This window comes from Flammeovirgaceae bacterium, assembly GCA_015180985.1.
Taxonomy (GTDB): Bacteria; Bacteroidota; Bacteroidia; order Cytophagales; family Cyclobacteriaceae; genus UBA2336.
This window is the reverse complement of sequence record CP054185.1, coordinates 1,195,613-1,222,256: the sequence shown is the minus strand read 5'-3', so window position 1 is coordinate 1,222,256 and position 26,644 is coordinate 1,195,613. Positions and strand designations below refer to the sequence as shown.

Genomic DNA, 26,644 nt, shown 5'->3' with positions numbered 1-26,644 from the left:
CACTATTTTTTGAGCCTCGTCAAGGAGCATATTATCCACCCACAGGTACGCGTGCCTTACGCAATAGTTCTGATTGTGACAATGGCGTTTGCAAGCCCGTTACTTGCACAAAACACTAAAGGTGATGAACCCGGCAAACCTTCGCGTGAAACGCGTTTCAAAGCCAAACCCAAGAAAGCAAAGAGCAAAAGCACCAGCGCAAAACGCATAACACCCAAAGGCAAATCAAAGGCAACAAGCGCCTCGCAAAGCGGAAAACCCGGCAAACCTTTACGTCCGATTTATAAAAGCACACCGGGCAAAGAAAAAGCCTGGCAAGGCAATGCCGCAGGCAATCGTGTTCAGGTACGAACGGCTACCGGCCAAACCCGAAATGTTTACCCACAGCGAGGGCCTTATGTTCGCACTAATGCAAAAGATCCTCAAACTAAATGGCGGGCAGTTTCACCAAAACGCGTCACTGTGCGATCAGCCACGGGCCGCACACGCAACGTGTACCCGCAATCCGGCCGCTTTGTTCATAACCCCTCGCGCAAACCGGGTAAAACAGAGCAACCGGCAGTTTCAAACAAAAGCTACGTGGCCCGCAATCAGCGTTCAGCCAGTTTACAAAAACCGCCTCGTAGCCGCAGGGTTGTTCCGGCATCTGCCTCCAGTGCCTATATCGCCCGCAAAAGCATAAACCCTTATGCAGGCTTCTGGAACCGCAAACAAAAAGGTGAACGTGCTTATACCGGTGACATTTCAGGGCGCAGGCTTCGAACAAAAAATTACGAAACACCCCGGCCAAAAGTTATCAAACCAACCACAACACCTTATTATGGTCGCAAGCGCATAGGCGACAAACCATACAAAGGCCCGGCTGGTGGACGGTATGTAACTGCCACCCGTGAAAGTCGCGCTTGGAAAGGCGACATCAGCGGCCGTAGAATACGCGGCCGGAACTTCTCAAGCCGCGGCAAACTTGAAGCAGGCCAACCGGTTTATCCGCTGCCTGTACGAAGGGATCGTTTTGGCGACAAACCGTACAAAGGAACGATTCCCGGTGGAGGCTATAAGTCGGCAACACGCTCAGGCGAAAAGCGGCCCGGCACAATGCCGGTTCAGGGACGCGCACCCGGCATCGGGGCAAAAGGAATTGATACCTACCAGGGAAACATTAAAGGAAGAAAAACCTTTGACGCGCAGGGTGGCGATTTTTCTGGCTATATAAAAGCGCGCAAACCACTAAAGGGCGGAGGCAGCGTGAGCGGTAAACTGTGGAACAACCGGCAAACACCTGTTCAGGGAAGAACACCCGGCATCGGGGCAAAAGGAATTGATACCTACCAGGGAAATATTAAAGGAAGAAAAACCTTTGATGCACAGGGTGGCGATTTTACCGGATACATTAAAGCAAAAAAACCACTTAAAGGTGGCGGCAGCGTAAGCGGCAAACTCTGGAACAACCGCGAACAGCCCATTCCGGTTAAAACACCCCAAAAAGAACTCGGATACTTTCCCGGCAAATACAAACAGTTCGACTTAAAACCCAGCATGCGTAACCAGGGTGAAGAGTTTACCGGAACTTATAAAGCCAAACAACCAAAGAAAGGCGGAGGCAGCGTGAGTGGTAAGTTGTGGAATAACAATGAGCAGCCTATTCCTGTACGCACACCCGATGAACGCGCAGCCCGGGCCGGGCGCTACCAGGGCAACCTGAAAGTAGACAAAAAAGAACCGAGCAAGGAAGTGGGTGGCTTTCCCGGAAAATACCGTCAGTTTGATTTGCACCCTGATATGCGCAACCAGGGCGAAGAATTTACCGGTTATACGCGCCTGTTGCGCTTTAAACGAAACTACCTAAAGAATCCCAATCAGGTTGACGAAGCCATCAAAAAATCACGGCCGGATAAAACCACCTATGAAGTGGATGGACTCCAGGTACGGGTAAAACGATCACGCTATGTTGAAAACAAAAATGCTGACGAAGAAGCCTTGCGAAAGTTAAAGCCTTCCAAATACAATGCAGAAATCACCGGACTCCAGGTGCGCGTGAAAGAGGGCGATTATAAAACGAAGCCCTTAGCCGCCAAAGGTTCATTGCCTGGTATTGCAGCATCTAAAACCTCCCTTAAAGCAAGTGAATATTACAAAGTTTCGAAACTCACCTGGGATTACAAGCACAACCCCAGCAGCGATAAAGAAGCTTTGAATGTGCGCGAACCCGGTAAAGCCTTTGCCCGCGTAACGGACTACCAGGGTAACATACGCATGAGGAAATTCGATCTGTTTGGCAAAAAGGATTATCACCCCGATGCCCAGTTTGTAAAAACCAACAAGAATAATGTTAAAGAAGAAAAAGACTTCCTTACGAACTTTAAACTCTGGTGGGCGCGTTTATTCCGTAAAAACGAAACCCAGCCCGACAACCTGAAAGAAAAAATCAGAAAACCGCGCTTTGACAAACGCGAGCAGGGTTTGTGGTACGACTAAATATGAACTGGAATTATTTAACCGATTCTTCGCAATTAATCCGCCTGCAGCAGGCCAGCGAATTAACCCTCATTTTTAAACACAGCACCCGCTGCTCTATCAGCAACGCAGTACTTAACCGGTTAGAAAGAAACTGGAACACAGAAGAAATGCGAGGCATTACACCCTACTTTCTCGATTTACTTTCCTACCGGAACATTTCCGATAAGATTACCGGGTTGTTTGGCGTGCCGCACGAGTCTCCGCAGGCACTTATCATTCGCAATGGCAAAACCATTTACCACGCCTCGCACTTCGAAATTCAGTACGAACAGCTTTTAAAGGCCGTCAGAAGTTAAAAACCACAGTTTGTTTAACTGAGTCATGAAGGCTTAACGCCACCGGGCAGGATAGGGCCGTATTTCTGAGTTTTTGCTTCTGTGCTTCAGTAGCTTTCAGGTTCGGGTGCGACAGCGTTATTTGTATTTCAGCAATTTTACGAGGATTTGAAGCCATTATTTTTACTACCGCTGTTCTCATGCCGGTCATATCAATCTGTTCGCGTTCAGCTACAATACCCATGGTGGTGAGCATGCATGAACTCAGGGCCGCGCAAACCAAATCGGTTGGGCTAAAGGCTTCGCCTTTACCCATGTTATCCGGTGGGGCATCTGAAATGAACGATTGCCCCGAACGGGTATGTGTTAAGGTGGTGCGTAACCCACCCTGGTAGGTATTGGTAAGGGTACTCATACAATAACTTATCCGTAAATTTTGCGTTATTTTGAAACCAACTAATACACGGCAAGTTGCTAACAATGCGTGAATTACTAGTCAGATTATTGATTTTATTGTTAACAGCCCTGGCGGGGCTGGCGTATAGCCAAACCCAGGATAGCTACGAATACCAGTCGGAATTCGTATGGGGCATCAACAAAAATACAGCAGGCGGCCTGATTGGTGGATTTATGTTTAAAAAGTCCCGCAAACTGAATGACCGGATGCTGGAAACCTACGGGCTGGAAATAATGAATGTTAAACACCCTCAGGAACTTCGATTTAATTCGTACGCTACGGGCAACTTCTTCATCCTCGGAAAGAGCAACTACCTATATGCCTTTCGGCTTCAGTACGGCCGCGATTTTATCTTATTTAAAAAAGCACCCCAGCAGGGCGTAGAAATAAAGGCCGTGTTTGCAGCGGGCCCAAGCCTGGGTTTGGTTGCCCCGTACTATGTAGAATATTCCGTTGACAACAATGGTTTTTTAACCCTACGCAAACAATACGATTTAAGCATTCCCATTGAGCAAATCTGGGGTACCGGACGATTATTGGAGGGGCTTGGCCAATCGGATGCTGTTCTTGGCGGTAACTTTAAAGCAGCCTTGAACTTTGAAATGGGTGATATAAAAAGTTCGGTTACAGGTTTTGAAGCGGGTTTTTTAATTGATGCTTATACCAAATCCATCGAATTTATCCCTACCGCCAAAAAATATTCGGTTTTTCCCACCCTTTATCTGACGATATTTTACGGTACCCGGAAATAGCCAATTTTCTTATCCCCGGTTTGTGACCTTTTTCTATATTTGGCGTTCTATTGTCAAATTGCTGAACCTATGGAACCTAAAAAGACAGAAAAAGCGGATTTAACCAACAAATCCTGGTTGTTTTTTAACATCGGGTTGGTTATCACGTTGATTATCGTTGTAATGGCCTTCGAATTCCGGTCGTACGATGACACCGACCTGAAAAACCTGGGCAAGAATACCAATGCGGTAGAGGAAATACTGGAAGTACCCCCTACGGAGCAACCTCCGCCACCCCCCCCGAAAATTCAGCAGCCTCAGATTATTGAGGTTCCTGACGAGGAAGAAATAAAAGAAGATATCAAGGTTGAATTTGACGTTGAAGTAACCACCGACACCAAGGTTGAAGAAATAACCATTGCCCCGGTGGTTGAAGAGAAAGAAGATGTTGACCAGATTTTCCTGGTGGTGGAAGAATCGGCCACACCGAAAGGAGGAATGGCTGCCTTCTACAAGTATGTACAAGACAAAATGAAATATCCGGCCCAGGCCCGCAGGATGGGTATTGAGGGTAAGGTATTCGTGGAGTTTGTAATTAACCGCGATGGTTCCATACAAGATGTAAAAGCTATAAAAGGCATTGGTGCCGGTTGCGATGAGGAAGCGGTACGGGTGGTACAGAGTGCACCCCCGTGGAATCCAGGCAAGCAACGCGGTAAGCCGGTGCGCCAACGTTACGTAGTACCGATTATTTTTAAACTCGGATAATTAGAGGGTACGTTAACCAAAATGCAAAGCCCGGTGCAGTGCCGGGCTTTTTTTATTGCTTAATAATAAACCCTAAAGCAAATCCTAACAGAATAATTATCGGGGAAGGAATTCGGGTAAATGCCAGCACCGCAAACGTGCCTATGGTAACTGAGAAATTCAACACCGTGTTCTGTAGGGGCTGAAACAGAATAACTGCTGCAGCAGCCACCAACCCGGCACTGGCTGCGGTAACACCTTCCAGTGATGCCCGGATTGCCCGGTATTTTTTTAAACTATCCCAGATGCGGATAACAAAAAATATCAAAAAAGTACCCGGCAAAAATATTCCCGCAGCCGACATAAACGCACCGACAAGTTCACCGGCAAAGCCATACTCGCGCATAGCCAGCGAACCGATAAAAGCGCTGAATGAAAACACGGGCCCGGGCAGCGACTGCACAACCGCATAGCCTGAAAGAAACTCTTGCGAAGTTAGGTATTGCTTGGGGGCGTACTGCACAAACTCGGTATAAAGCAATGGTGTCAGCACCTGTCCGCCTCCGAAAATCAGGCTGCCGTTACGATAAAAATTTTCGAACAACCGAATTGGCAAGGCACCGGTAACAGCACCCAGCCCGGCCGCTAATAGTAACACGCCTATCCACAAAAAAAAGTTTGCCCAGGGAATCTCTAACTTCTTTTTTGCTTCTTTAGGATGCTCTTTATACTTGAGTGCAGTAACCAGGCCGGATACCAGCAGGATAACCGGAAAGACAAACGGAGTTTGAATAAAGTATGAAGCTAATGCAGCGGCTATCATCAAAACGATTCCGGTTTTGGTGTAAACTGTTTTTAAACTAATGATATAGGCAGCATAGCTTACAAAGCCCACGGCCATAGGCTGAATAAAACGGGTGAATTCCAATGACCAGTTTTTCTCCTGAATGTTTGAAAGCAACACACCCATCATGGCCATGAAAAGCACCGAGGGTAATGCCCATACCAATAAGGTAAGGTACGCCAGGTTGGGACCACCAATTTTAAACCCAACTGCAGTAAGAGTTTGTGTAGAACTGGGTCCGGGCAGTATCTGACAGAGTGAGTTAAGCTCCATCAGTTCAGCCTCAGTAAGATACTTGCGTCTATTTACCAATACCCGCTGAAAGTGAGCCAGGTGAGCTTGCGGCCCTCCGAATGCTGTTAATGCCAACCACAATACATCGCGCAGAAAAATGTAGTATCGGACACGCTGGTACATGGCGCAAGTAAAGCCGGTTGTTTACTTTTTCTTCAACCCGATTTCTGCCAGGCGCTCCTCCAAAAATTCTCCGGCTGTAATATCAGGCCACAATTTAGGGTGGTCCTTATCCACACAGGATGGAATTGCAGCCAAACTCATTTCACTTCTCGGATGCATAAAAAACGGAATGGAATACCTGGGAGTATTCATTTTATCGCGCGGGGGATTAACCACCCGGTGAATGGTAGACTTAAGCTTTTTATTGGTGTGTCGCTCCAGCATATCGCCAACGTTCACCACCAACTGCTCGGGCAAAGCCGTAATGGGTATCCACTTCCCATCCCTGCGCAACACCTGCAGTCCATCTGCACTGGCTCCCATCAGTAAAGTAATCAGGTTAATATCGCCATGCTCGGCAGCGCGTACCGCATCAGCTGGCACTGCCTCTGGGTTGGTAATGGGAAAATAATGGATAGGCCGCAAAATGCTGTTGCCATGACGCACTTTGTCATCAAAATAATTTTCGGGCAGACCAAGATAAAGGGCAATTGCCCGAAGCATATAGACACCGGTTTTCTCCAGCCTGCGGTAAACTTCCAAGCCGATTTCTTTAAATTCAGGTAACTCATCGGGCCAAACATTGGCAGGATATTCCCTTTTAATTGGGTCATCATCCTCTACCTCCTGCCCGATGTGATAAAACTCTTTCAGGTCACCGGTGTTTCTTCCTTTGGCATGTTCTTTACCTTTGCCCACATACCCGCGTTGGCCGGCCAGGCCGGGTATCTCGTACTTCTGCTTTACTGCATCCGGTAAGGCAAAAAATTTTTTAATAACGGCATACAGTTTTTCGGATAAGTCATCGGACAGGTAATGGTTGCGGATAGCCACAAAGCCTATATTGTTATAGGCTGAGCCTAGATCGGCAACAAACTTTTTCTTCTTTACCAAGTCGCTGCCGGTAAAGTCAGCTAAATCCAATGAGGGGATCTGCTCGTACAGTATATCGCTCATAAGGTTGGTGTTAGGGCTATATGCAAGCTACGGAATTTTAGGTAAATTGACTTTTGTAAAAGAAACTACGTGATTTAAAATAACTCAGTTTATGAAAACCCGGAGAGAATTTATTGAAACTGCCGTTAAAGCCGCATTGGTAGCCACAGCAGCCCCGCCAATCATGGCCGAAACGGCCTGTAGTGCAACTGCTACCGCAAAAACTGTTTCAGTTCCGGCATTGACTTTCTCGCAAATTACCCTACCCTACGCCTATGCAGCGTTGGAGCCGGCAATTGATGCCTTGACCATGGAGATTCATTACAGCCGCCATCATGCTGCGTATGTGAAAAATGTAAATGAGGCTATTACGGCTGAAGGTATTGCCTATGCTTCGGAAACTGAATTTTTTGCCAACACCTCGCGTCTTTCAGCGAAGGCACGTAACAACGGAGGTGGAGCATGGAACCACAATTTTTTCTGGCTGGTTATGAAGCCTGGCGGTAGTGGTGCCCCTGCCGGAAAAGTTGCCGATGCACTAAGTAATGCCTTTGGGTCATTCGAAAAATTTAAGGAACAATTTTCTGCGGCCGCCATGGGCCGGTTTGGCTCCGGTTGGGCATGGCTCGTAAATGATAATGGCAAACTGAAAATCGGATCCACACCAAACCAAGACAACCCGCTGATGGATAGTAGTGAACTAAAAGGCACACCCCTTTTAGCTTTGGACGTTTGGGAGCATGCTTATTACCTGAAATACCAGAACAAGCGAAACGAATACGTGGCAAACTGGTGGAGTGTTGTTAATTGGGATGAGGTGGGTAAACGATTAAGTTAAACCGCTGTACACACTCACTTAACCACATTGCCGGGCACATTACCAAACGGAACCGTGAGACCCAGGATTGGGAAGGCAAACAGTTCGCCTCCCGTTTCCGATGGAATTATTAACGCAAAATCAATTCCAACCCGTTTTACGATTCTTCTTCCACCAACCGAAAACAACATCAACGAGGCATCGCTGGAGCCGATATAGTAACTCTCAGTAACTAAATAGCCTCGTTCACCTGTCCGAATCATAGCACTTAACGTGAACGTTGGAGTTTGAGCCCAGTCATCTCCGGCATAGCCATAGCCCACACCAAAACTGAAATTTTTATCGCGCGAGCCAACAGTGGCTACTCCATAAGTAATACCATAGCCTGAGTTCTCCTCGCCCAGCACAGTCCCTATTAATGCGCCTGCCCCCAAATTAAATTTATCTTTGACAACAGGAATGGAGAATTTCGGAGTCAACCAGGCGGGCGAGGATGCACCCGCAAATAGAAACAACGGCATTAAGCCCGCCCCAACACTAAAGTGGTCAGTAACGCCTACGCTAACCTGGTTAAAGAAAATCCATATGTTTTGATAATAGGCCTCGCCTTTTTTAAGTCCATACCCGTTAGGCTGCCAGAAATACCGGGTGGCCTGCGGATTATCGAACCAGTACCTGCCATCTTTTCCTTGCTTTGTTTGAATTGCAACCATGCTTTTAATGTCGGCTTTCTGAATTGTTATTTCACCCAGCTTTTCAGTTTGTAGCCGGATGGTGGTTTGATCCTGCTGAATAATCCGGCCAATAAATTCATTCCCATCCTTTGTTTCAATCCGGTAAGGTGTGGTATCCTGACTTTGAGCAAAACCCGATGGCAGTATACAATAAAATGCCACTATGAAAGAAATGAATAAGATCGCCTTCATTTTAGAACCTATTATCTTGGTCATTGCTAAAGTACATCAAAAAAGCTACCTTTCTACATGATCAGGGTCAGCGCATTTAATGATTCTGATCAACTATCCGATAAGCATGTTTCTTTATAATGTTACTGTAGGTATTGACCAGGCTGATGAAGTTGCCTGGCTGAAGTGGATGAAAGAATCGCACATGCAGCAAGTACTGAATACAGGCATGTTTGTATCAGGAAAGATTTACAAAGTACTTCATGATAACGAGGACGGCACCCTATCGTACAGTGTGCAATACCAGGCCCACTCGCTGGAAAATGTGGTGCAGTACCTTGAAAAATTTGCACCGGCATTAATTGAGGAGCATAAACAGAAGTTTAAACACGTAGCTTTTCGCACCTTGCTGGAAGAGGTATGAACCGGCCGTGCGGTTGCCTTGTTTTATAAATACCCGTATGGGTTTCATGTTTCACTTAACCCTGTGTAGTATGAATGCCCGAAAAGTTTCACTCGAAGAAATCCGCTCACTTCATTTTGCTGCTGAAGAAGTGCTTACCTCTTTTGAGGACAAGTTTGAGCGGGAACACAAACTCAAAACAGCCATGGCGCTTACCAATGCCGACCACGAATCCATCAGCCTGTTCGTTAAACTGGCCACTGGCGAAGTGGTGGAGGTGGTGTCAGACCTGATTGACCTGGAGGACGACTACGTTGAGGTACACGGAGGCCACGGGATTCCGCTCCGGGCAATTGTTGAGGTGGGTGTTTAAGATTTGTTCAATAGCGTTTCAATCTGCTCACGCTCCAAACTGCAGTTAATCCATTCTTCATCCATCTTTGGGTTGTAAAACTTCTTATAAAAGTTTATAGCAGGCTCATTCCAATCAAGTACCTGCCACATGATGCCGGTACAATTTTCATCCAGCGCATGCTGCAGGGTGCGGTCAAACAGTTTTTTACCAATGCCCTTTCCGCGTTCCGACTCGGTCACTACAATGTCTTCCAGGTATAGGCGCTTGCCCTTCCAGGTGGAGTAGCGCCAGTAGTAAATTGAAACACCCACAAGCCGATTATTTACTTCGGCCACAAAAAAGCCATAGATGGGTTTAGCTCCGAATCCATCCTGTTCCATCAATTCAACCGTGTTGGTTACTTCATGTGGTGCGCGTTCGTAAGTTGCCAGTTCTTTAATCAGTTCAAGCACACCTGGAAGATCAGATTCAATTCCGATACGGACAATTACCGACATAACACTATTTAATTGCGTAATTGCGAAGTTAGAATGACTAACGGTGTACTCCCACTAATGCTGGCAGTATCAGTTGGCCTATATCCATCACATATCTTCCTTAGCCAAAGGCGGCACCACTCCCATGGTGTACCAGGCAAAGGCGTATTGATCGGCCGTTACATCAAGCGCCTTCGACAAATTGGATGAACCGTGGCCAGACTTTACATCTACCCGAATCAGTACCGGATTATTTGCCGCCTGGCACGCCTGAAGCGTGGCCGCAAATTTAAAGGAGTGAGCCGGCACCACGCGGTCGTCATGGTCGGCTGTAGTAACCAATGTTGCCGGATAGGCCGTTCCGGGCCTGAGCGCATGGATTGGTGAGTACCTGCGCAGGTATTCAAACATCTCTTTCGAGTCATCGGCTGTGCCGTAATCATAAGCCCATGCAGCACCTACGGTAAACTTGTGGTAGCGCAGCATATCCATTACCCCTACTGCCGGAAAAGCCACCTTCGCCAAATCGGGGCGTTGTGTCATGGTGGCGCCTACCAAAAGACCCCCGTTTGAACCACCGGCAATAGCCAGTTTATCGCTTGCTGTGTATTTCTCTGCAATAAGGTATTCACCGGCAGCAATAAAGTCATCAAACACATTTTGCTTGTTCATTTTCGTGCCGGCCAGGTGCCATTGCTCGCCATATTCACCCCCTCCACGCAGGTTGGGTTGCGCATAGACGCCTCCGTTTTCAAGCCACACCATGCGCGATGCGCTGAATGAAGGCGTGAGGCTGATGTTAAATCCGCCATAAGCATACAACCAGGTTGGATTTTTCCCGTTCAGCGCAATGCCTTTTTTGTGAACAATAAACATGGGGATTTTTGTACCATCCTTACTCTGGTAAAAAATCTGTTTGGTTTCGTAGTGATCCGGATTGAAGGCAACTTTTGGTCTGGCGTATTCGGTTGATTTACCGGAAACAATATTGTATTTAAAGATGGTGGCCGGGTAGGTAAACGAAGTGAACGAATAGTACACATCGGTGTCGGTCCACCGGCCGCCAAAACCACCGGCTGTACCAATGGCCGGTAGTTCTACTTCGCGCTCGAAATTTCCTTTGTTATCAAACTGTTTGATTTGGCTTTTAGCATCCTTTAAATACGCAACAAATAATTTGCGCCCTGCCGTACTTACACTTTGTATCGGCTCCGGGGTTTCCTTTACAATATCTTTCCAGTTTTCGGGTGCCGGATTTGTGGCATTTACCTCAACAATGCGTCCGTTCGGGGCATTGAGGTTGGTGCGAATAATGAGGCGCGGGCCATCATTATCAATAACACTGTGGTTGTTTTCAAAGTTGGTTACGGATGGAATGAGCTTCCCTTTCGGGTCGTTCAAATCCTGTATATACAGTTCGTTGCCGGTGGTGCTGATGCTGGTGGTAAGAATCAGGTACCGTTCATCTTCGGTTAAATAGGCACCCGCCCTCCGCTGGGGTTGCTGTGCACCGCCATCGTAAATTACCTTATCGGTGGTTTGCGGGGTATTGAGTTTATGGTAACACACCTTGTTAAAATTTACCTGCGAAAAAAGTTTGTTCCCTTTTGGATTATCGTACCGTGAATAATAAAACCCATCGTTGCCTTTCCAGGCAATGCCGGTAAATTTCATGTCGGTAAGCGTATCACCAATAACAGTTTTATCGCTGGCCCGCAGGGTTACGGCTTTGCGCCAGTCGGAACCGCCTTCCTGGATAAGCATGGTTACCAGCGAACCGTCATTGCTGAAAAACATGCCGGCCAGTGCCGTTGTACCATCGGCCGAAAAGGTGTTGGGATCAAGAAACAACTCCTCAGCTCCGTCTTCTCCTTTTTTACGGTACTGCACATTATGGTTTTGCAAACCGGAGTTGCGTGAGTAATAATAGTAATCCCCGTGTTTTACCGGTGCGCTGATGCGCTCGTAATTCTGCAACTCGTCCAGCCGCCTGCGGATTTTATCGCGGTACGTAATGTTATTGAGATAGCCGAAGGTTACTTCGTTTTGCCGGGCTACCCAGCCGGCTGTTTCGTTGGCTGTATCATTTTCCAGCCAGCGATAGGGATCAGGTACTGGTGTTCCAAAATAGGTATCTACGGTATCAACTTTTCGGGTTTCCGGGTAAACCAGCGAAACCTTTTGCTCGCGGTTACAGGCAGCCCAAACAAGTAGCAGCAATAAATAGTGGCCTTTTATTTTCATGATCGATAAACTTAATTCAATACAAGTTTACTAAACAAGCCCGATCGCACCCGGTCAACTTGTGATAAGTGGCTGGGTGGTGTAATAAACTCAGTTAATCAGGTCAAATCCGGTGTAAGGAACGAGTACGGGCGGTACCTTTATGCCCTTGCCGGTTTGGTTGTTTTCAAGGATGCCCGCCACAATGCGCGGTAACGCCAGCGCACTGCCATTGAGCGTGTGCAGCAACTGAATTTTCCCTTCTTTACTCTTATACCGAAGTTTAAGCCGGTTGGCCTGGTAGGTTTCGAAGTTGCTTACCGAACTCACTTCGAGCCAGCGTTGCTGGGCGGCCGCAAATACTTCCATGTCGAACGTCATGGCTGAGTTAAAACCCATATCGCCACCGCAAAGCAACAATTTACGGTACGGCAGTTCCAGTTTTTCGAGAAGGACTTGTACATAGGCACACATCTCGTCCAGGGCCTGATACGATTCTTCGGGTTTTCTGATCTGTACAATTTCAACTTTATCGAATTGGTGCAACCGGTTTAAGCCCCGCACATGGGCACCCCAGCTTCCGGCTTCCCTTCGGAAGCACGGAGTGTAGCCAACATTCAGCACCGGCAGATCGTCTTCATTCAAGATCATATCGCGGTACAGGTTGGTAATAGGCACTTCGGCAGTTGGAATCAGATAAAGGTTGTCAACGGTGATGTGGTACATCTGCCCTTCCTTATCCGGAAGCTGGCCCGTTCCATACCCTGACGCTTCATTTACCACAATGGGAGGCATCATTTCGCGATAGCCGGCTTTTTCGGCTTGATCTAGGAAAAAACTTATCAGTGCCCGTTGCAGTTTTGCGCCTTTGCCCTTGTACACCGGAAAACCCGCGCCACTGATTTTGTTACCCAGTTCAAAATCAATGATGTCATACTTCTTTATTAACTCCCAATGCGGCAACGCATCACCGGGTAGTTGGGGTATGGTGCCGTGTTGGTGAACGTTCAGGTTATCGTCAGGCCCTCCGCCTGCCGGTACCCGGGTTGCCGGCACATTGGGTATTTTATAAAGATGCTGTTTAAGTTGTTCTTCGTAAGCGGCAAGTTCCTCTTCCAGTTTCTTCAGCGTTTCCTTATCAGCGGTTACAGCAGCACGCAGTTTGGCAGCTTCATCTGTCTGGCCCGATTTCATCAGTTCACCAATCCGTTTTGCTTTGGCATTCGAACGGGCCTTCAGGTCATCGGCTTTTTGCTGGGTTTGCTTTCGCAGCTGGTCCAGTTCAACGGCCTTATCAACCATGGCAGCAGCCTCTTTTAACCCACGCTTGGCCAGGCCGGCAATCACGGCATCGCGTTGTTCACGTATAACAGAAACCTGAAGCATAATGGTAACAGATAAAATACGGAGGTGTAAAATTAGGTTTTTGACCGAACCATACAGGTTTTAAACGAACAAATTATACCCGCCTATTTGTTTGTGTGTAAATTTGGCCTATACTTGCAGGGTCAAACGGGCACTCCAGCGCCCGACTAAACATATAAATCGCTTTTCCTTACTGATTATTCTTCACTTGTGATTCGTATTGAACTCGTTTCAGAACTAATCTGATAACAACCTATAGAACGTAAACCACACAGCAACTTTTTTTATTTCCCAACATGTACACCATTGATGACTTAAATGTCAGGCTGCTTTCTGAATTGAAAGATATAGCCGAACAAATGGGCGTTAAAAACGCCAAAAAACTTTCCAAACAGGAGCTTGTCTATAAAATCCTCGACCAGCAGGCCATTACAGGCGAAGCACCCGGAATCAAAAAATCCTCTACTGTAACGGCTGAAGGACGCACCCTGCGACCCCGCAGGCGCGAAAATGTAGCCCCGAAGCCGGAAAAAGAATTGTCAGCTGACGAGCTGATTGATTCACTCAATGTTAGTTTCGATTCTACAGTTACCAGCTTCGGTGATGAACCGGCTGAACCCAAACCAATTCCGGTTGCTGTTAGTGAACCGATGCCAATGCCTGAAACAGAAGGCGTTGCCGCTGTTAACCGCGAGGAGCGGCAACCGGTCGCAAAAATCAACATTAAAGATTTTGATGGCGTTATCGCCAACGAAGGCGTTTTGGAAATTATGCAAGATGGCTATGGCTTCCTGCGCTCATCTGATTATAACTACCTGGCCAGTCCGGATGATATTTACGTATCCCCTTCTCAGATAAAACTTTTCGGCCTCAAAACAGGCGATACGGTAAAGGGAACCATCCGGCCTCCGAAAGAAGGCGAGAAGTACTTTGCCCTGCTGAAGGTTGAGTCGGTAAACGGAAAAACAACAGAAGAAATCCGGGACCGGGTTGCATTTGAATACCTTACCCCGCTCTTCCCTGAAGAGAAGCTTAAACTCAGCACAACTCCGGATAATATGTCGACTCGGATTCTGGATTTGTTCGCCCCCATCGGTAAAGGCCAGCGCGGGATGATCGTGGCCCAGCCGAAGACCGGTAAAACCGTGCTGCTGAAAAACATAGCCAACGCGATTGCCGAAAACCATCCGGAAGTTTACCTGATTGTGTTGCTGATTGATGAACGGCCTGAAGAAGTTACCGACATGGCCCGCAGCGTAAAAGCCGAGGTGATTGCCTCTACTTTCGATGAGCAGGCCGAGCGCCACGTTAAGGTGGCGAGCATTGTGCTGGAAAAAGCAAAGCGCATGGTGGAGTGTGGCCACGATGTGGTTATTTTACTCGACTCCATTACTCGTTTGGCTCGTGCGCACAATACCGTGGTGCCCTCATCCGGAAAAATTCTTTCCGGTGGTGTGGATGCCAACGCACTGCACAAACCCAAGCGCTTTTTCGGTGCCGCGCGGAATATTGAAAATGGCGGTTCGCTAACCATTATCGCTACGGCCCTGATTGACACCGGCTCGAAAATGGACGAGGTGATTTTTGAGGAATTTAAAGGTACCGGTAATATGGAATTACAACTCGACCGCAAACTTTCCAACCGCAGGATTTATCCTTCCATTGATGTGCCGGCATCGGGCACCAGGCGCGAGGATTTGCTTATGAAAGAAGAAGAACTGCAGCGCGTTTGGATATTGCGCAAGTTTATGGCCGACATGAATTCCATCGAAGCTATGGAGTTCCTGCAGTCGAAGATGAAAGGAACACGCAACAACGAAGAGTTTTTATTATCCATGAACGGATAATCCTCAATAGACAATCATTAGTGAATCAATCAGCCAACGGAGCAATCTGTTGGCTGATTTTTTTTTTATTAAGTATTGTCTCCTGCTGATTGCCACTTTTAACTGCAGTACGTTGCTGAATAAGCAACTGCCTTCCAGCCAATCAAAATTGACGCTAATACATTCTTCAAAATGAACAGTGCAATTTTAAAATAAAATTTTAAATTTGCACTATTATGTTTACGAGAAACATAGAAGAAAGCATGCGAAAACTTATTGCTGCATTTCCGTCTGTTGCGTTGCTCGGCCCCCGGCAAGTGGGCAAAACCACCCTTGCCAAAACCATTATGGCTAAAACAAAAAATACGGTGTACTTAGATCTGGAGGACCGTGATGATTTCAATGCACTGCAAAACCCTAAATTTTTCTTTGAAAACTACAGGAACGCATTGGTGGTAATTGACGAGGTTCAACGGATGCCCGAACTTTTTCCCGCGCTCAGGGCTGAAATTGACGCCCGCAGAAAAGCCGGACGTTTTTTATTATTAGGCTCCACAAGCCCTGATTTACTGAAGAAGAGTTCAGAAACCCTGGCAGGAAGGATTGTGTTCAAAGAACTCTCCCCTTTACTGATAAGCGAAGTGTATCCCTCCATCGGCTATGAAAAACACTGGTTGCGGGGCGGTTATCCCGAAGCATTGAAGCAAAAAACTGTTGCCCTGTGGAATACCTGGCACGCTTCGTTTTTACGCACGTATGTAGAAAGGGATTTACCCGCTTTGGGTCTGGCTTCACCTGCGCTGATGATTACACGGTTGTTTCAAATGCTGGCGTATAACCAGGGACAAATACTAAACAAAAGTGAGTACGCCAAGGCATTGGGTGTTTCCGTACCAACGGTGAGTAATATATTGGATTGTTTATCGTATGCATACCTGATCCGCTTTTTACCACCCTATGCCACAAACGTAAAGAAGCGGATTGTAAAATCTCCTAAAGTTTATATTCGCGATAGTGGGATGCTGCATCATTTACTAGGCATCAGTCAAACGAAAGACCTGTTGGCTAATCCCAAGGCCGGATTCTCATGGGAGGGATATGTGATCGAGCAAATCGTGAATCACTATGAGGGTGATAACAACTTTTACCACTACCGCACGCAAGGCGGCACCGAGGCAGACCTGGTGATTGCCCGCTATAACAAGCCCATGCATATTGTGGAAATAAAAATAGGCAGTGAACCCAGGGTAAGCAAAAGCCTGTTGAACAGTATGGCAGACTTGGGTGTGAAGCAAGCCAGCATCATTATACCCGGTACAGGCATCTCGTTTCCGGCAGAAAAAGGGATAACCGTATGCTCATTAGATGCCTTTCTCTCAAACATGTAATTGTTAATTCAGGCACACGTAACAGCCAGGAGCTTTTGTTATTAATGAATTGATAGAGTCAATTGTCAATGATTTGATTAGCCAATGGAGAAATCTGTTGAATGTTTTTTATAGCAGACTACTGAAACTCAACCTCCTCATAACGCACTATTGCCTTTGCAACATTATTGGCAAACTTTAGCTCCAGTGCTGCTTCTTTAGGAACGACAATACCATGAATATTTTGGTAGCTGATGAAATTGGTATAGCCAATGTAGTCCCGTTCTTCAGCCACAGTTGATTGCTGCAATAAATTCAATGACTTTCTGTCAAAAGTTAAAATATGCTTCGTAGCAGCACTAACCTGTTTTTCGATTACAACTATTGAATCAGTCTTAGATTTCAACAACCACGGAATGGACTCTTCACTTAAAACATAATTTAACTGATGCTTGATTCCATTGCCGTTAAACTCGATTGGAACAGGAAACATATCCCAATAACTTATTTTTTTTCCGTTTGTATAACTGCAATTACGGGGGGCGTCAGCAAAAAATTCGCACACCTGCTCCGATTTCATTTCAGCATATTGAGAATTCATCGTGTATTTTATTTCAGCGATGATTTTCATCTTCAAAATTTTAATGCTGTCCAATTTGCCGAACGGATCTATATGGTTGTTATAGCTGGAGATAAAATCAATTGTGGTTTGGGCGGGGGCTACTGTGTATATAAGTAAAATAATAAGCAGGTTAAAAATAAATCTTCCCATAAATCAAAGGTCTTAAAATGAATGTGGGTACATAGATTTAAGTTGCTAAACCTATAACCAACGATCTTGCTTGATAATGTCAATATTGGTATAAACAAGAATTATAAGCAAGTTCAAAAATGATAACAGCTTCAACAGTGCCAAATGGTATGTCGTTTGAAACAAGAACTGCCCATGCTAAAATACCGCATATATCTATAGTTGGCATACCACCCTCAACCCCTTCCATTTTCTCTAAACTTAATGTTTTCATAATTTTTATGGATTTAAGTTAAACATGCCTCCAACTTAATGCAGCATGCACTATTAAATCAATACACCCCCCCATTTATGTGGTAGTGTCCTGTTTAATTTAGTCGCAGTCCTTTGTAAATTTTTTACCCGGAAAAGAAAATAACCGGTTAACAAAAGTGTAGTAAAAGTCAGTACAATTACATAGACCATATTTCCAACTGTTTGCAGTAACCTGTCATTAGCTTCATCCGTTATCCTTCTTCAATGGCATAACGTTACTATTCCTCCGTCTCTTCACCATACCGGTCCACAAGCTGTTGGCTGATTAGCCGGTACAGTTCGGCCACCTGCGAATCTTCCTGAAGCAACTTCATGTGCCGATCGAGTGTTTCAAAATCGCCACGCCTGGCCGGGCCTGTCTGCGATTGTTCCGGGCCGACCTGAAATGTTTTGTTAATGGTTTCAGCTATCAGCGGTTTTAACCAGTTGTAATCCAACTGATGCTTTTGAGTTGCATCATGCGCCAGGGTGAGCATGTAGTTGGTAAAGTTGGAAGCAAAAACCGCTGCCAGGTGCAGGGCCAGCCGTTTTTCTGAATCAAGTCGAAAAACCTGCCTGCTGATGGCCCCCGCCATCTTCATCAGTTCGCGTTCAACTTCAGCTGAATCGCCTTCAATAAAAACAGGCACCTGCCTGAAATCCACTTTAACCCCTTTGGTAAAACTCTGCAGCGGGTAGAAAACACCCGTGCCTGACGCGGCTGCATAAGAAAGTTTATCCAGCGGCTGACTGCCTGATGTGTGCAGCAACAGGGCGCCATCGGGCAATATAATTTCACGAGCCACCTGCTCAATGGCATCATCGGCAACCGCCAGGATAAACACCTGCGATGGACTGGTCGAAAAATCAAGTGATGCTTTTACCTCACCATCGTATAGCCTTGCTACCAATTGTTGAGCATGTTGCGGATTGCGGCTATACACCTCCCGCACCGGGTAACCGGCATTATCCAAAACAGGCGCCAGGTGCCACGCCAGGTTGCCTGCCCCCGCAAACGATACCGACAAACTCATGCGATTAAAATTAGAGAATTACCTGACGTTTATCATGCAGTCGCCTTAACTTGGTATATTATTTCGAGCGATAAATTAAATGTATGTATCCCCGTATCGTATCCGCCCGCGAAGCCGTAAAAATAATTCAATCCAATAACCGGGTGTTTGTTCACGGCAGCGCGGCAACACCCCAATTGTTGCTGAGGGCGCTTACCAAAAGGGCGCACGAATTACGAAATGTAGAGCTGGTTGCCGTGAGCACGCTGGGCGAACTGGAGCTGGCCAAACCCGAATATGCCGATAGTTTTTACATCAACTCGCTGTTTGTTTCTGAAAACATCCGGGGGGCCATCAATTCGGGCCGTGGAAATTATGTACCGATATTCCTCAGCGAGATTTCAAAACTTTTTGAAAAAGACATCCTTCCGCTGGATGTAGCCCTGCTGCATGTATCGCCTCCGGATAAACACGGATTATGTTCACTGGGAGTATCGGTTGATGTAGCCCGCGCAGCCGCCAAGTATGCCAAACACATCATCGCCCAGGTAAACCCGAAAATGCCCCGCACCCATGGCGATGGATTTATTGATATTCACAAGATTCATACACTGGTTGAAACGGATGATGACCTGCCGGAAGTTAACTATGCCACGCAAATCACCGAATGCGACCGGACCATTGGTACGTATGTGGCCGAGCTGGTTGAAGACCGGAGCACGTTGCAAATGGGTATTGGCGCCATACCCGATGCTGTACTGGAAAGTTTAACCCATTGCAAAGATTTGGGTGTTCATACCGAAATGTTTTCCAACGGTGTGATTGACCTGATCAAAAAAGGTGTAATCACCAACAAGTACAAAAAGAAGCACCGCGGAAAAACAGTTACTTCGTTTGCCATCGGCTCACACCACTTGTACTCGTTTATAGACGACAACCCCCAGTTTGCTTTTCTGGAAGCCGAGTATGTAAATGACGGTCGCATTATCCGCACCAACCCGAAAGTGGTAGCCATTAACAGCGCCATTGAAATTGACCTGACCGGTCAGGTATGTGCCGATTCCATCGGTACGTACCAGTATTCCGGTGTGGGCGGGCAAATGGATTTCATCCGCGGAGCGTCCCTATCCGAAGGAGGTAAACCCATCATTGCGATGGCATCGGTTACTAAAAAAGGAGCTACCAAAATTGTTCCTTACCTGAAACAAGGAGCCGGTGTGGTTACCACCCGTGCCCATGTTCATTATGTGGTTACCGAATACGGGGTGGCTTACCTGTATGGAAAAAATTTACGCCAACGTGCATACGCGCTGATGCGCATTGCCCACCCCAATCACCGCGAGTCGCTGGAGCAGGAAATCATCAAACGGTTTGGAAGCAACGTATATGCAGTGAGTTGATCAGGCCTCCACCTTAAATAGTTCGGCCAGCGTGTTTACCGCGTAATCAACTTCTTCAAAAGTATTGTATTTGCTGAAGCTAAACCGTACGGCTGCCCGTTTTGATTCCGGATACAGTGCTGCCAACACATGCGAGCCGGTTGATGCCCCGCTGGAACAGGCGCTGCCGCCTGAAGCCGAAACCCCGTGCAAATCAAGATTGAACAGCAGCAGATTGCTGTCGTCTGTTTCCGGCAAGCTTACATTTAAAACCGTGTACAGGCTGCGTTCCAGATTAGCCGAGTCGCCATTGAACAGCACACCCGGAATATGCTCTTTCAGCTTTTCAACCATACGCGATTTTAATGAAGTAATGTGCCGTACATGGTCATCCATATCGCGGTACGCAATCTCGAGTGCTTTGGCCAGGCCGATGATACCGTAAACATTTTCCGTTCCTCCCCGCATGTTGCGCTCCTGCGCACCGCCATGAATGAATGAATGAATTTTTTTGTCTTTGCGGATGTACATAAAGCCCACGCCTTTCGGCCCGTGAAATTTGTGTGCCCCGGCCGTCATGCCGCATACCTTCAGTTGCTTCATATCATGACGGTAATGACCCACGGTTTGCACGGTATCGGAATGAAAAAAGGCCCCGTGCTGCTCGCACAAATCGCCCACGGTTTGAATGTCGAGCAGGTTGCCGATTTCATTGTTGGCATGCATGAGCGACACCATCGCATTGGGGTATTTCTTCAACAGGGCTTCCAAATCATTCAGATCAACATGACCCTTCTCATCCAGTTTAACCATGTGCAACTCCAGATCGCCTTTAGAGGCAATCGTTTCACAGGTATGGGTTACCGCATGATGTTCAATAGGTGATGAAATCAGGTGTTTGATGTTGAAGGTTTCGGCTGCACAAACCAGAATGGCGTTATCAGCTTCGGTGCCGCCTGAGGTGAAAATGATTTCGCCTGGGGTACAGTTCATCAACTCGGCCACTTTTTTACGCGCGGTTTCAATGGCTGCCCGCACTTTGCGGCCGTGCGCATGGGTGGATGACGGGTTGCCGTAATCTTCGAGCATGAAAGGCTTCATGGCCTCAAACACTTCCGGGTCGAGCGGGGTAGTGGCAGCGTTATCGAGGTAGATGCGCACTGTCTGAATGATTTTGATGTAAAATTAAATACTTAGCCCGAAATCAAAGCCCGGATATCCGAAATTATTCGTTGGGCCAAGGTATCCGCTTTTGTTGAATTTTGCGATTCGGCATAGATGCGAATGATCGGCTCAGTATTCGACTTGCGCAGATGAATCCACTCCCGGGTGTTTTCAAAATCAATTTTAACGCCATCAGCCGTATTGATTTTTTCGTGATTGTATTTGCGCCTGATGGCTTCGAGGATTGCATCCACATCAATGCCCGCAGTAAGTTCAATTTTGTTTTTTGATATGACGTAATCCGGATACGTTTTTCGCAACTCCGAGGCTTTCATCTTCGACTTCGCCAGGTGTGTTAAAAACAAGGCTATTCCCATCAGCGCATCGCGCCCGTAGTGCAGTTCAGGAAAGATGACGCCTCCATTTCCCTCGCCACCAATCAACGCCTTTGTTTGCTTCATGGCCTGCACCACATTCACTTCACCTACGGCTGCGGCTGTGTAGTGGCCCCCTGCCTTTTCGGTAATATCCCGAAGGGCACGTGTAGAGGACAAATTTGAAACAGTGTTGGTTCTTTTCTTGCGCAGGATATAATCTGCCACCGCCACCAGCGTGTACTCTTCGCCAAACGGCTTGCCGTCTTCCTGCACCAGCGCAAGCCGGTCAACATCCGGGTCAACCACAATGCCCAGATCGCATTTTTGCTTCTTCACCACGCGGCAGATTTCGGTAATGTTTTCCGGAAGCGGCTCGGGGTTATGCGGAAATTTTCCGTTTGGTTTACAGTACAATTCCACAACCTTTTTCACCCCAAGTTTTTTCAGTAACAGCGGTACGGCAATACCACCGGTTGAGTTAACGGCATCAATCGCAATTTTAAACCCGGCCTTCTTAATGGCCTTTGTATCCACCCACTTGCTTTTCAGTATAAGTTCGATGTGCCTGTTAATGTACTTGTTGTTGCGGGAGTAGCTCCCCAGTTTAGTAACCTCGGCAAACGAAAAATTTTCTTCTTCAGCCAGTTTTAAAACCTGTGTACCGTCCTCGGCTGAGATAAACTCACCCTTTTCATTCAACAACTTCAGTGCATTCCACTGTATCGGATTATGGCTGGCCGTAAGGATTATGCCACCGCCTGCCTTTTCAAGCGGAACGGCAATCTCTACCGTTGGCGTGGTGGATAATCCGAGATCAATTACATCAAGCCCCAGGCCTTGCAACGTTGAGCACACCAGCGAACTGACCATTTCGCCCGACAGGCGTGCATCGCGGCCAATCACCACCTTGCGGCCTTTGCGCGAAATAATCCACTCGCCAAACGCGGCTGCAAACTTTACAACATCAACCGGAGTTAAATTTTCACCGGGCTTACCGCCAATGGTTCCGCGAATACCCGAAATCGATTTGATTAACGACACGCAAGTAAGAGATTGATTGAATCAAAAATAGAAATAAACCGGAATCTACTTCTTCTTAACCCGTGGCAGCGGTTCGGCTTTACTTTCCGGGTTCCCGCAGGCGGTATCCGTAGCGGTTAGCGTTTTTCCGCAATACCCGCAGGTAGCGCCTTCTTTGTTCAGCCACGGGCTTTGCGATGCACACGTTCCTTTAAACTCGCCATCCTTTACAAGGAAAAGCCGCACAGACATCAGCACAAAAAAAAGGGCGAGAATACCAATGGATAAGAGCAGAACAGTCATGTAATTGTATCGTAAAGCGTAGGTGATTTTTTACCTTGCGCAAAGATAACAGGGTTGCTCACCATTACGTTCAAAATTCATGAAAAAACCGCCCGTAAAACCCGATTTAAACCGCCAGGCCAAACTGAAAGCGTTTGACAGGTTGCTTACCGTTATGGATGAACTGCGCGAAAACTGTCCGTGGGATAAAAAGCAAACCATGGAAAGCCTGCGCCATTTAACCATTGAAGAAACCTATGAACTTTCGGATTTCATTCTGGACGGTAATCTGGAGGAAATAAAAAAGGAGCTGGGCGATTTAATGCTGCACAACGTATTCTATGCGCGGATTGCTTCAGAAAAAGGCGCTTTTGATATAGCCGATGTAATGAATGCCATCTGCGATAAGCTGATTGAACGCCACCCGCATGTATATGGCGATGTAGTGGCCACCGATGAAGAAACCGTAAAAGCCAATTGGGAAAAATTGAAACTTAAAGGAGGCAACAAGTCGGTATTGGAGGGTGTGCCCAAATCGTTGCCGGCCATGGTAAAAGCCATCCGCATACAAGACAAAGCCCGGGGCGTTGGATTCGACTGGGAGAAAAAGGAGCAGGTTTGGGAAAAGGTGGAGGAAGAGATGCGCGAATTCAAAAAGGAATTTAACGCAGTAGAACCTGAAAAAATCAACAAAGAAAAAGCAACGGCTGAGTTTGGTGATTTACTTTTTTCGCTGGTGAACTATGCCCGATTTATAAACATTGATCCGGAAGAAGCGCTGGAACGGACGAACAAAAAATTCATTCAGCGTTTTCAGTATCTTGAAAACGAATCGGCTAAAGACGGAAAGAAACTGGGTGAAATGACGTTGGCCGAGATGGATATCTATTGGGAAAAGGCAAAAACATTATAAACTTATTTGATAGTCCGCAATCATACCACTTTACTTTACAAACTATTTGAATGTGAGTTTTATTTTCAGTATACTCAGACAACGCCTTGGCCAATCTTTGGACTGCCCGGGCAGGTGCGGATTGGGCACAGCGTTGGATGAGTATACGGGGCCTTGCGGCCCGGGAGCATATTCGTCTTAGGTATCTTTACGGATTATCAGTTAAACTTATGAGCAAAACCCTATGGATGCACCTCATGCTGGGACCACTAATGCTGGTATTGTCGTTTTTATTTAAACAGTTTCCTCCCAAGAAAATAAACCATTGGTACGGCTACCGTACACCCCGCTCAATGCGCAGCCAGGAGGCGTGGGATTTCGCCAACCGGTACAGCAGCTATGCCTTGGTTATTGTTTCAGGGTTGACTTGCTTGGTTCAGGTTATCACCTATTCCTTAATGACCTTCAAATCAGCCATCATCGTCTCGGCCATCTTTTTGTCGGTAGCTTTACTTGCCGTTATTCCGCTTACAGAAATTCAATTGAATAAAAAAGGGTTTACCTGATACCTACTTCCACTTCCGGCTCAAACTCCATTTCATCAACGGCCCGCTGGTAATACTGGTAACCAGTGCCATAATAACCAGCGAAACAAAAACCTTTTCGTTAATTAATCCATTTTCAAGGGCAATCAATCCCAGGATGATTTCCATGGCTCCCCGCGCATTCATGCCAAAACCGGCCGCCAGCGATTCATTCCATTTAAAGCCACCGAGTCGGGAACCCAAGCCGCTGCCTATAATTTTACCGGTAAAAGCGATGATAAGAATGACCAGCGTTAACCAGAAATCAAAATTTACAAGAAAGTTTACCTTTAGCCCGATGGCTACAAAAAACAGCGGGGCAAAAATATTGTTGATAAACTGGTGAATAATTTCTTTGGCCCGTTCGCTCATGTGTTCGGAGTCGCCCAGGGCAACACCAAGTATAAATGCTCCGAAAATAGCATGGATGCCAATGTATTCGGTAAAAGCAGCTGCGATAAAACAAAAAGCCAGCGACAGTGAAAGCAACCCGCCCGGCCAGGCCAGTCGTTTATTTACCCACGGCAAGGTGCGGTTAATAATACCCCGGCCTAAGGTGAGCATTAATGCCGTGAACCCCACGGTAAGCATAATGGTGTACCAGATGCTGATGTTTTGATGGCCCTTGCCGATCATGGCCAGCACCACCGAGAATATAAGCCAGCCGATCAGGTCGTTAATCATAGCCGATGAAATGATCAACATGCCGATGCGCGACTTGAAGATATTCAGGTCCATTAAAATACGCGCAATGACGGGCAACGCAGTAATAGCCATTGACGTACCCATGAACAACGCAAAGGCAAGCCGTTTGCCTTCATCGGCATAACCAAAGAAATCAGGAAATAAATACGGAAAGGCAAAGCCTGTAAAAAACGGCACAATCAGGCCAAACAAACTGGTAAACATAGCCTGCTTACCCTGCTGCCACACAATGTGCAGGTCAACTTCAAGCCCGGCAATGAACAGCAGCATCACCACAGCCACCTGTACAAATCCATCAAGCGCAATGGATGAGGCACCTAACGGAAATAACCAGTGAAAACTTTCAGGCGAAATCATGCCCAGAATAGTGGGGCCCAGGATAATACCAGCCAGGATTTCGCCAACTACCGCGGGTTGCTTAAACTTCCTGGCCCCTTCGGCAAAAATCCGCCCGGCTATGAGCATAACGCCCAATTGGAGAAGGAGGCCCATAACTTCCATTTGAGTGAGTTTATTCATAAGCCTCCTCCTTTCCGGGATGAACAATTAACATGTTGCAGGGCAGGTCAGAAAAAATATACTCCAGATCGTTAGGGAAAACCCGATCGAGAATAGAAAGCCGCATGGGCGAGCCCCCGATTACCAGCAGATCGGCATGTTTACGCTGTGCAAATTGTGTTAACTCAAAACCGGACTTGCCCGATACCAGTTTGATGTTCACTTTAATTCCTTCGTGCGGAATGGTGCTGATGAGTTGCTGTACATCCTCAATTTCGGATTGCACAAGATTATTTCTGTTCAATTCGTATTCTCTTTCGGAGTACTGTTCGGCTGCCGAAAGGAAACCATACAGTTTTAATTTGCGCACAATATGCAGCCAGGTTGCCTTTTCGAGCATGCCGATTTTAAAAGCCAGGCGAAGCGCCTGCATCATGTACGGGCTGTCATCATCGGCATTTACCACAATGTTTTTAAATCCTTTTTCTTCAACGGATGGCTCAATGAGCATCAGCACCGAACAATCGGCTTTGCGTAAAATTTTACGTGCGATCGATCCAAGATAAAATTGAAGCACGTTTTCCTTCTTCAGGGCCCCGGCAATCAGCAAATCAATGCCTTCTCGTTTGCACACCTGCAGAATGGTTTTTGCAGGCTTGCCCGATTCCCAGAAAACACGCACTTCATCCGGCTGAAGCCCAACCTGCTGAACCAAGGCACTCATCCGCTGGCTGCCACTTTCATCTTTCTCGCCAATATGAATAAGCACCAGTTCAGAACCCCAAAGCCGCTTAAGCCGGGTTGCCTCAGCCAGCAGCGCTTCAATACGCGGAGAAAAGGCAACCGCCAAGCCTATACGCTTAAAAACCGACCTCATAGACCGACAAAATAAGGCTTTTTACCTTCCAAAACAGGCTGAATAAAGGCCATTTTACGGTTTTAGTAAAAGCTGCATAAAATCTTGCATCCCTTATATCCGGCCCAA

27 protein-coding genes are annotated in these 26,644 nt (G+C 46.8%); 12 read left to right on the top strand and 15 right to left on the bottom strand.

What is annotated here, in order from left to right; translation table 11 throughout:
• Positions 1–9: 9 nt before the first annotated feature.
• Together HRU69_05815 and ytxJ are read left to right on the top strand one after the other, a co-directional pair.
• The gene (locus tag HRU69_05815) at positions 10–2,475 is read left to right on the top strand and encodes a hypothetical protein (GenBank protein QOI97038.1); all 2,466 of its coding nucleotides are present in this window, start codon (positions 10–12) and stop codon (positions 2,473–2,475) included.
• 2 nt (positions 2,476–2,477) lie between these two features.
• Positions 2,478–2,813: a bacillithiol system redox-active protein YtxJ gene (gene ytxJ / locus HRU69_05810; protein ID QOI97037.1), complete on the top strand. Its 336-nt coding sequence runs from the start codon at positions 2,478–2,480 to the stop codon at positions 2,811–2,813.
• Here the strand turns inward: ytxJ and HRU69_05805 are convergent.
• The gene (locus HRU69_05805) at positions 2,803–3,207 is read right to left on the bottom strand and encodes an OsmC family protein (GenBank protein QOI97036.1); all 405 of its coding nucleotides are present in this window, start codon (positions 3,205–3,207) and stop codon (positions 2,803–2,805) included. The genes ytxJ and HRU69_05805 overlap by 11 nt on opposite strands.
• A 65-nt stretch (positions 3,208–3,272) precedes the next feature.
• Between HRU69_05805 and HRU69_05800 the strand changes: the two genes are divergently transcribed.
• The gene (locus HRU69_05800) at positions 3,273–4,001 is read left to right on the top strand and encodes a hypothetical protein (protein QOI97035.1); all 729 of its coding nucleotides are present in this window, start codon (positions 3,273–3,275) and stop codon (positions 3,999–4,001) included.
• Positions 4,002–4,070: 69 nt separating this feature from the next.
• A complete protein-coding gene (locus tag HRU69_05795; protein QOI97034.1) occupies positions 4,071–4,748 on the top strand; it encodes an energy transducer TonB in 678 nt (225 codons plus the stop codon).
• Between the two features lie 52 nt (positions 4,749–4,800).
• On the opposite strand, the gene chrA is transcribed toward HRU69_05795, so the two are convergent.
• Complete coding sequence (chrA, locus tag HRU69_05790) at positions 4,801–5,988, bottom strand: chromate efflux transporter (protein ID QOI97033.1); 1,188 nt, start codon at positions 5,986–5,988, stop codon at positions 4,801–4,803.
• A gap of 21 nt (positions 5,989–6,009) precedes the next feature.
• Positions 6,010–6,984, bottom strand: coding sequence for an isopenicillin N synthase family oxygenase (locus HRU69_05785; protein ID QOI97032.1), 975 nt, complete (start codon positions 6,982–6,984; stop codon positions 6,010–6,012).
• A 91-nt stretch (positions 6,985–7,075) separates the two neighbouring features.
• Between HRU69_05785 and HRU69_05780 the strand changes: the two genes are divergently transcribed.
• Entirely contained in the window at positions 7,076–7,801 is a 726-nt protein-coding gene (locus tag HRU69_05780) for a superoxide dismutase (GenBank protein ID QOI97031.1), read from the top strand.
• Positions 7,802–7,815: 14 nt separating this feature from the next.
• Here HRU69_05780 and HRU69_05775 read toward each other — a convergent pair whose 3' ends face one another.
• Positions 7,816–8,706 (bottom strand): hypothetical protein, encoded by an 891-nt coding sequence (locus HRU69_05775; protein QOI97030.1) that lies wholly within the window; start codon positions 8,704–8,706, stop codon positions 7,816–7,818.
• Positions 8,707–8,812: 106 nt separating this feature from the next.
• Between HRU69_05775 and HRU69_05770 the strand changes: the two genes are divergently transcribed.
• Both HRU69_05770 and HRU69_05765 read left to right on the top strand, forming a co-directional pair.
• A complete protein-coding gene (locus tag HRU69_05770; GenBank protein ID QOI98839.1) occupies positions 8,813–9,109 on the top strand; it encodes a DUF4286 family protein in 297 nt (98 codons plus the stop codon).
• 70 nt (positions 9,110–9,179) lie between these two features.
• Positions 9,180–9,461, top strand: coding sequence for a hypothetical protein (locus tag HRU69_05765; protein ID QOI97029.1), 282 nt, complete (start codon positions 9,180–9,182; stop codon positions 9,459–9,461).
• On the opposite strand, the gene HRU69_05760 is transcribed toward HRU69_05765, so the two are convergent.
• The 3 genes from HRU69_05760 to serS form a co-directional block, all read right to left on the bottom strand.
• On the bottom strand, positions 9,458–9,940 hold the full coding sequence (locus tag HRU69_05760; protein ID QOI97028.1) for a GNAT family N-acetyltransferase: 483 nt from the start codon (positions 9,938–9,940) through the stop codon (positions 9,458–9,460). The genes HRU69_05765 and HRU69_05760 overlap by 4 nt on opposite strands.
• Before the next feature lie 87 nt (positions 9,941–10,027).
• A complete protein-coding gene (locus tag HRU69_05755; protein QOI97027.1) occupies positions 10,028–12,163 on the bottom strand; it encodes a S9 family peptidase in 2,136 nt (711 codons plus the stop codon).
• A 90-nt stretch (positions 12,164–12,253) separates the two neighbouring features.
• A complete protein-coding gene (gene serS, locus HRU69_05750; GenBank protein QOI97026.1) occupies positions 12,254–13,528 on the bottom strand; it encodes a serine--tRNA ligase in 1,275 nt (424 codons plus the stop codon).
• Between the two features lie 275 nt (positions 13,529–13,803).
• Here serS and rho point away from each other — a divergent pair, with 275 nt between their 5' ends.
• Together rho and HRU69_05740 are read left to right on the top strand one after the other, a co-directional pair.
• A complete protein-coding gene (gene rho, locus HRU69_05745) occupies positions 13,804–15,354 on the top strand; it encodes a transcription termination factor Rho (protein ID QOI97025.1) in 1,551 nt (516 codons plus the stop codon).
• Positions 15,355–15,569: 215 nt separating this feature from the next.
• Positions 15,570–16,721, top strand: coding sequence for an ATP-binding protein (locus HRU69_05740; GenBank protein ID QOI97024.1), 1,152 nt, complete (start codon positions 15,570–15,572; stop codon positions 16,719–16,721).
• Between the two features lie 118 nt (positions 16,722–16,839).
• On the opposite strand, the gene HRU69_05735 is transcribed toward HRU69_05740, so the two are convergent.
• The 3 genes from HRU69_05735 to HRU69_05725 all read right to left on the bottom strand — a co-directional run bounded on the left by HRU69_05735 (position 16,840) and on the right by HRU69_05725 (position 18,779).
• Complete coding sequence (locus tag HRU69_05735; protein ID QOI97023.1) at positions 16,840–17,472, bottom strand: hypothetical protein; 633 nt, start codon at positions 17,470–17,472, stop codon at positions 16,840–16,842.
• A 79-nt stretch (positions 17,473–17,551) separates the two neighbouring features.
• On the bottom strand, positions 17,552–17,725 hold the full coding sequence (locus HRU69_05730) for a hypothetical protein (GenBank protein ID QOI97022.1): 174 nt from the start codon (positions 17,723–17,725) through the stop codon (positions 17,552–17,554).
• 259 nt (positions 17,726–17,984) lie between these two features.
• Positions 17,985–18,779 carry a DUF2520 domain-containing protein gene (locus HRU69_05725; protein ID QOI97021.1) on the bottom strand — a complete coding sequence of 265 codons (795 nt, stop codon included), beginning with the start codon at positions 18,777–18,779 and terminating at the stop codon, positions 17,985–17,987.
• Positions 18,780–18,862: 83 nt separating this feature from the next.
• Here HRU69_05725 and HRU69_05720 point away from each other — a divergent pair, with 83 nt between their 5' ends.
• Entirely contained in the window at positions 18,863–20,158 is a 1,296-nt protein-coding gene (locus HRU69_05720) for an acetyl-CoA hydrolase/transferase family protein (GenBank protein QOI97020.1), read from the top strand.
• Here the strand turns inward: HRU69_05720 and HRU69_05715 are convergent, their stop codons facing one another.
• Genes HRU69_05715 through HRU69_05705 form a run of 3 tightly spaced genes read right to left on the bottom strand, consistent with a single transcriptional unit; the run spans position 20,159 to position 23,001 of the window.
• Complete coding sequence (locus HRU69_05715; protein QOI97019.1) at positions 20,159–21,298, bottom strand: cysteine desulfurase; 1,140 nt, start codon at positions 21,296–21,298, stop codon at positions 20,159–20,161. It abuts the gene before it with no gap.
• Positions 21,299–21,330: 32 nt separating this feature from the next.
• Positions 21,331–22,719 carry a phosphoglucosamine mutase gene (gene glmM / locus HRU69_05710; GenBank protein ID QOI97018.1) on the bottom strand — a complete coding sequence of 463 codons (1,389 nt, stop codon included), beginning with the start codon at positions 22,717–22,719 and terminating at the stop codon, positions 21,331–21,333.
• Between the two features lie 45 nt (positions 22,720–22,764).
• Positions 22,765–23,001 carry a hypothetical protein gene (locus HRU69_05705; protein QOI97017.1) on the bottom strand — a complete coding sequence of 79 codons (237 nt, stop codon included), beginning with the start codon at positions 22,999–23,001 and terminating at the stop codon, positions 22,765–22,767.
• 79 nt (positions 23,002–23,080) lie between these two features.
• On the opposite strand from HRU69_05705, the gene mazG reads away from it, so the two are divergent.
• Positions 23,081–23,893, top strand: a complete 813-nt coding sequence (gene mazG, locus HRU69_05700; GenBank protein QOI97016.1) for a nucleoside triphosphate pyrophosphohydrolase — start codon at positions 23,081–23,083, stop codon at positions 23,891–23,893.
• Positions 23,894–24,102: 209 nt separating this feature from the next.
• Positions 24,103–24,438 carry an SdpI family protein gene (locus HRU69_05695; protein ID QOI97015.1) on the top strand — a complete coding sequence of 112 codons (336 nt, stop codon included), beginning with the start codon at positions 24,103–24,105 and terminating at the stop codon, positions 24,436–24,438.
• Between the two features lie 3 nt (positions 24,439–24,441).
• On the opposite strand, the gene HRU69_05690 is transcribed toward HRU69_05695, so the two are convergent.
• Positions 24,442–25,680, bottom strand: a complete 1,239-nt coding sequence (locus HRU69_05690; protein QOI97014.1) for a cation:proton antiporter — start codon at positions 25,678–25,680, stop codon at positions 24,442–24,444.
• Complete coding sequence (locus HRU69_05685) at positions 25,673–26,536, bottom strand: universal stress protein (GenBank protein QOI97013.1); 864 nt, start codon at positions 26,534–26,536, stop codon at positions 25,673–25,675. The genes HRU69_05690 and HRU69_05685 overlap by 8 nt, the downstream gene beginning before the upstream one ends.
• Between the last annotated feature and the right edge of the window lie 108 nt (positions 26,537–26,644).

Excerpts from the sequence above, each read along its gene's own strand:
- ytxJ (QOI97037.1), top strand. The coding sequence starts at position 2,478 with ATGAACTGGAATTATTTAACCGATTCTTCGCAATTAATCCGCCTGCAG.
- HRU69_05805 (QOI97036.1), bottom strand. The coding sequence starts at position 3,207 with ATGAGTACCCTTACCAATACCTACCAGGGTGGGTTACGCACCACCTTA.
- HRU69_05800 (QOI97035.1), top strand. The coding sequence starts at position 3,273 with ATGCGTGAATTACTAGTCAGATTATTGATTTTATTGTTAACAGCCCTG.
- HRU69_05795 (QOI97034.1), top strand. The coding sequence starts at position 4,071 with ATGGAACCTAAAAAGACAGAAAAAGCGGATTTAACCAACAAATCCTGG.
- chrA (QOI97033.1), bottom strand. The coding sequence starts at position 5,988 with ATGTACCAGCGTGTCCGATACTACATTTTTCTGCGCGATGTATTGTGG.
- HRU69_05785 (QOI97032.1), bottom strand. The coding sequence starts at position 6,984 with ATGAGCGATATACTGTACGAGCAGATCCCCTCATTGGATTTAGCTGAC.
- HRU69_05780 (QOI97031.1), top strand. The coding sequence starts at position 7,076 with ATGAAAACCCGGAGAGAATTTATTGAAACTGCCGTTAAAGCCGCATTG.
- HRU69_05775 (QOI97030.1), bottom strand. The coding sequence starts at position 8,706 with ATGAAGGCGATCTTATTCATTTCTTTCATAGTGGCATTTTATTGTATA.
- HRU69_05770 (QOI98839.1), top strand. The coding sequence starts at position 8,813 with ATGTTTCTTTATAATGTTACTGTAGGTATTGACCAGGCTGATGAAGTT.
- HRU69_05765 (QOI97029.1), top strand. The coding sequence starts at position 9,180 with ATGAATGCCCGAAAAGTTTCACTCGAAGAAATCCGCTCACTTCATTTT.
- HRU69_05760 (QOI97028.1), bottom strand. The coding sequence starts at position 9,940 with ATGTCGGTAATTGTCCGTATCGGAATTGAATCTGATCTTCCAGGTGTG.
- HRU69_05755 (QOI97027.1), bottom strand. The coding sequence starts at position 12,163 with ATGAAAATAAAAGGCCACTATTTATTGCTGCTACTTGTTTGGGCTGCC.
- serS (QOI97026.1), bottom strand. The coding sequence starts at position 13,528 with ATGCTTCAGGTTTCTGTTATACGTGAACAACGCGATGCCGTGATTGCC.
- rho (QOI97025.1), top strand. The coding sequence starts at position 13,804 with ATGTACACCATTGATGACTTAAATGTCAGGCTGCTTTCTGAATTGAAA.
- HRU69_05740 (QOI97024.1), top strand. The coding sequence starts at position 15,570 with ATGTTTACGAGAAACATAGAAGAAAGCATGCGAAAACTTATTGCTGCA.
- HRU69_05735 (QOI97023.1), bottom strand. The coding sequence starts at position 17,472 with ATGGGAAGATTTATTTTTAACCTGCTTATTATTTTACTTATATACACA.
- HRU69_05730 (QOI97022.1), bottom strand. The coding sequence starts at position 17,725 with ATGAAAACATTAAGTTTAGAGAAAATGGAAGGGGTTGAGGGTGGTATG.
- HRU69_05725 (QOI97021.1), bottom strand. The coding sequence starts at position 18,779 with ATGAGTTTGTCGGTATCGTTTGCGGGGGCAGGCAACCTGGCGTGGCAC.
- HRU69_05720 (QOI97020.1), top strand. The coding sequence starts at position 18,863 with ATGTATCCCCGTATCGTATCCGCCCGCGAAGCCGTAAAAATAATTCAA.
- HRU69_05705 (QOI97017.1), bottom strand. The coding sequence starts at position 23,001 with ATGACTGTTCTGCTCTTATCCATTGGTATTCTCGCCCTTTTTTTTGTG.
- mazG (QOI97016.1), top strand. The coding sequence starts at position 23,081 with ATGAAAAAACCGCCCGTAAAACCCGATTTAAACCGCCAGGCCAAACTG.
- HRU69_05695 (QOI97015.1), top strand. The coding sequence starts at position 24,103 with ATGAGCAAAACCCTATGGATGCACCTCATGCTGGGACCACTAATGCTG.
- HRU69_05690 (QOI97014.1), bottom strand. The coding sequence starts at position 25,680 with ATGAATAAACTCACTCAAATGGAAGTTATGGGCCTCCTTCTCCAATTG.
- HRU69_05685 (QOI97013.1), bottom strand. The coding sequence starts at position 26,536 with ATGAGGTCGGTTTTTAAGCGTATAGGCTTGGCGGTTGCCTTTTCTCCG.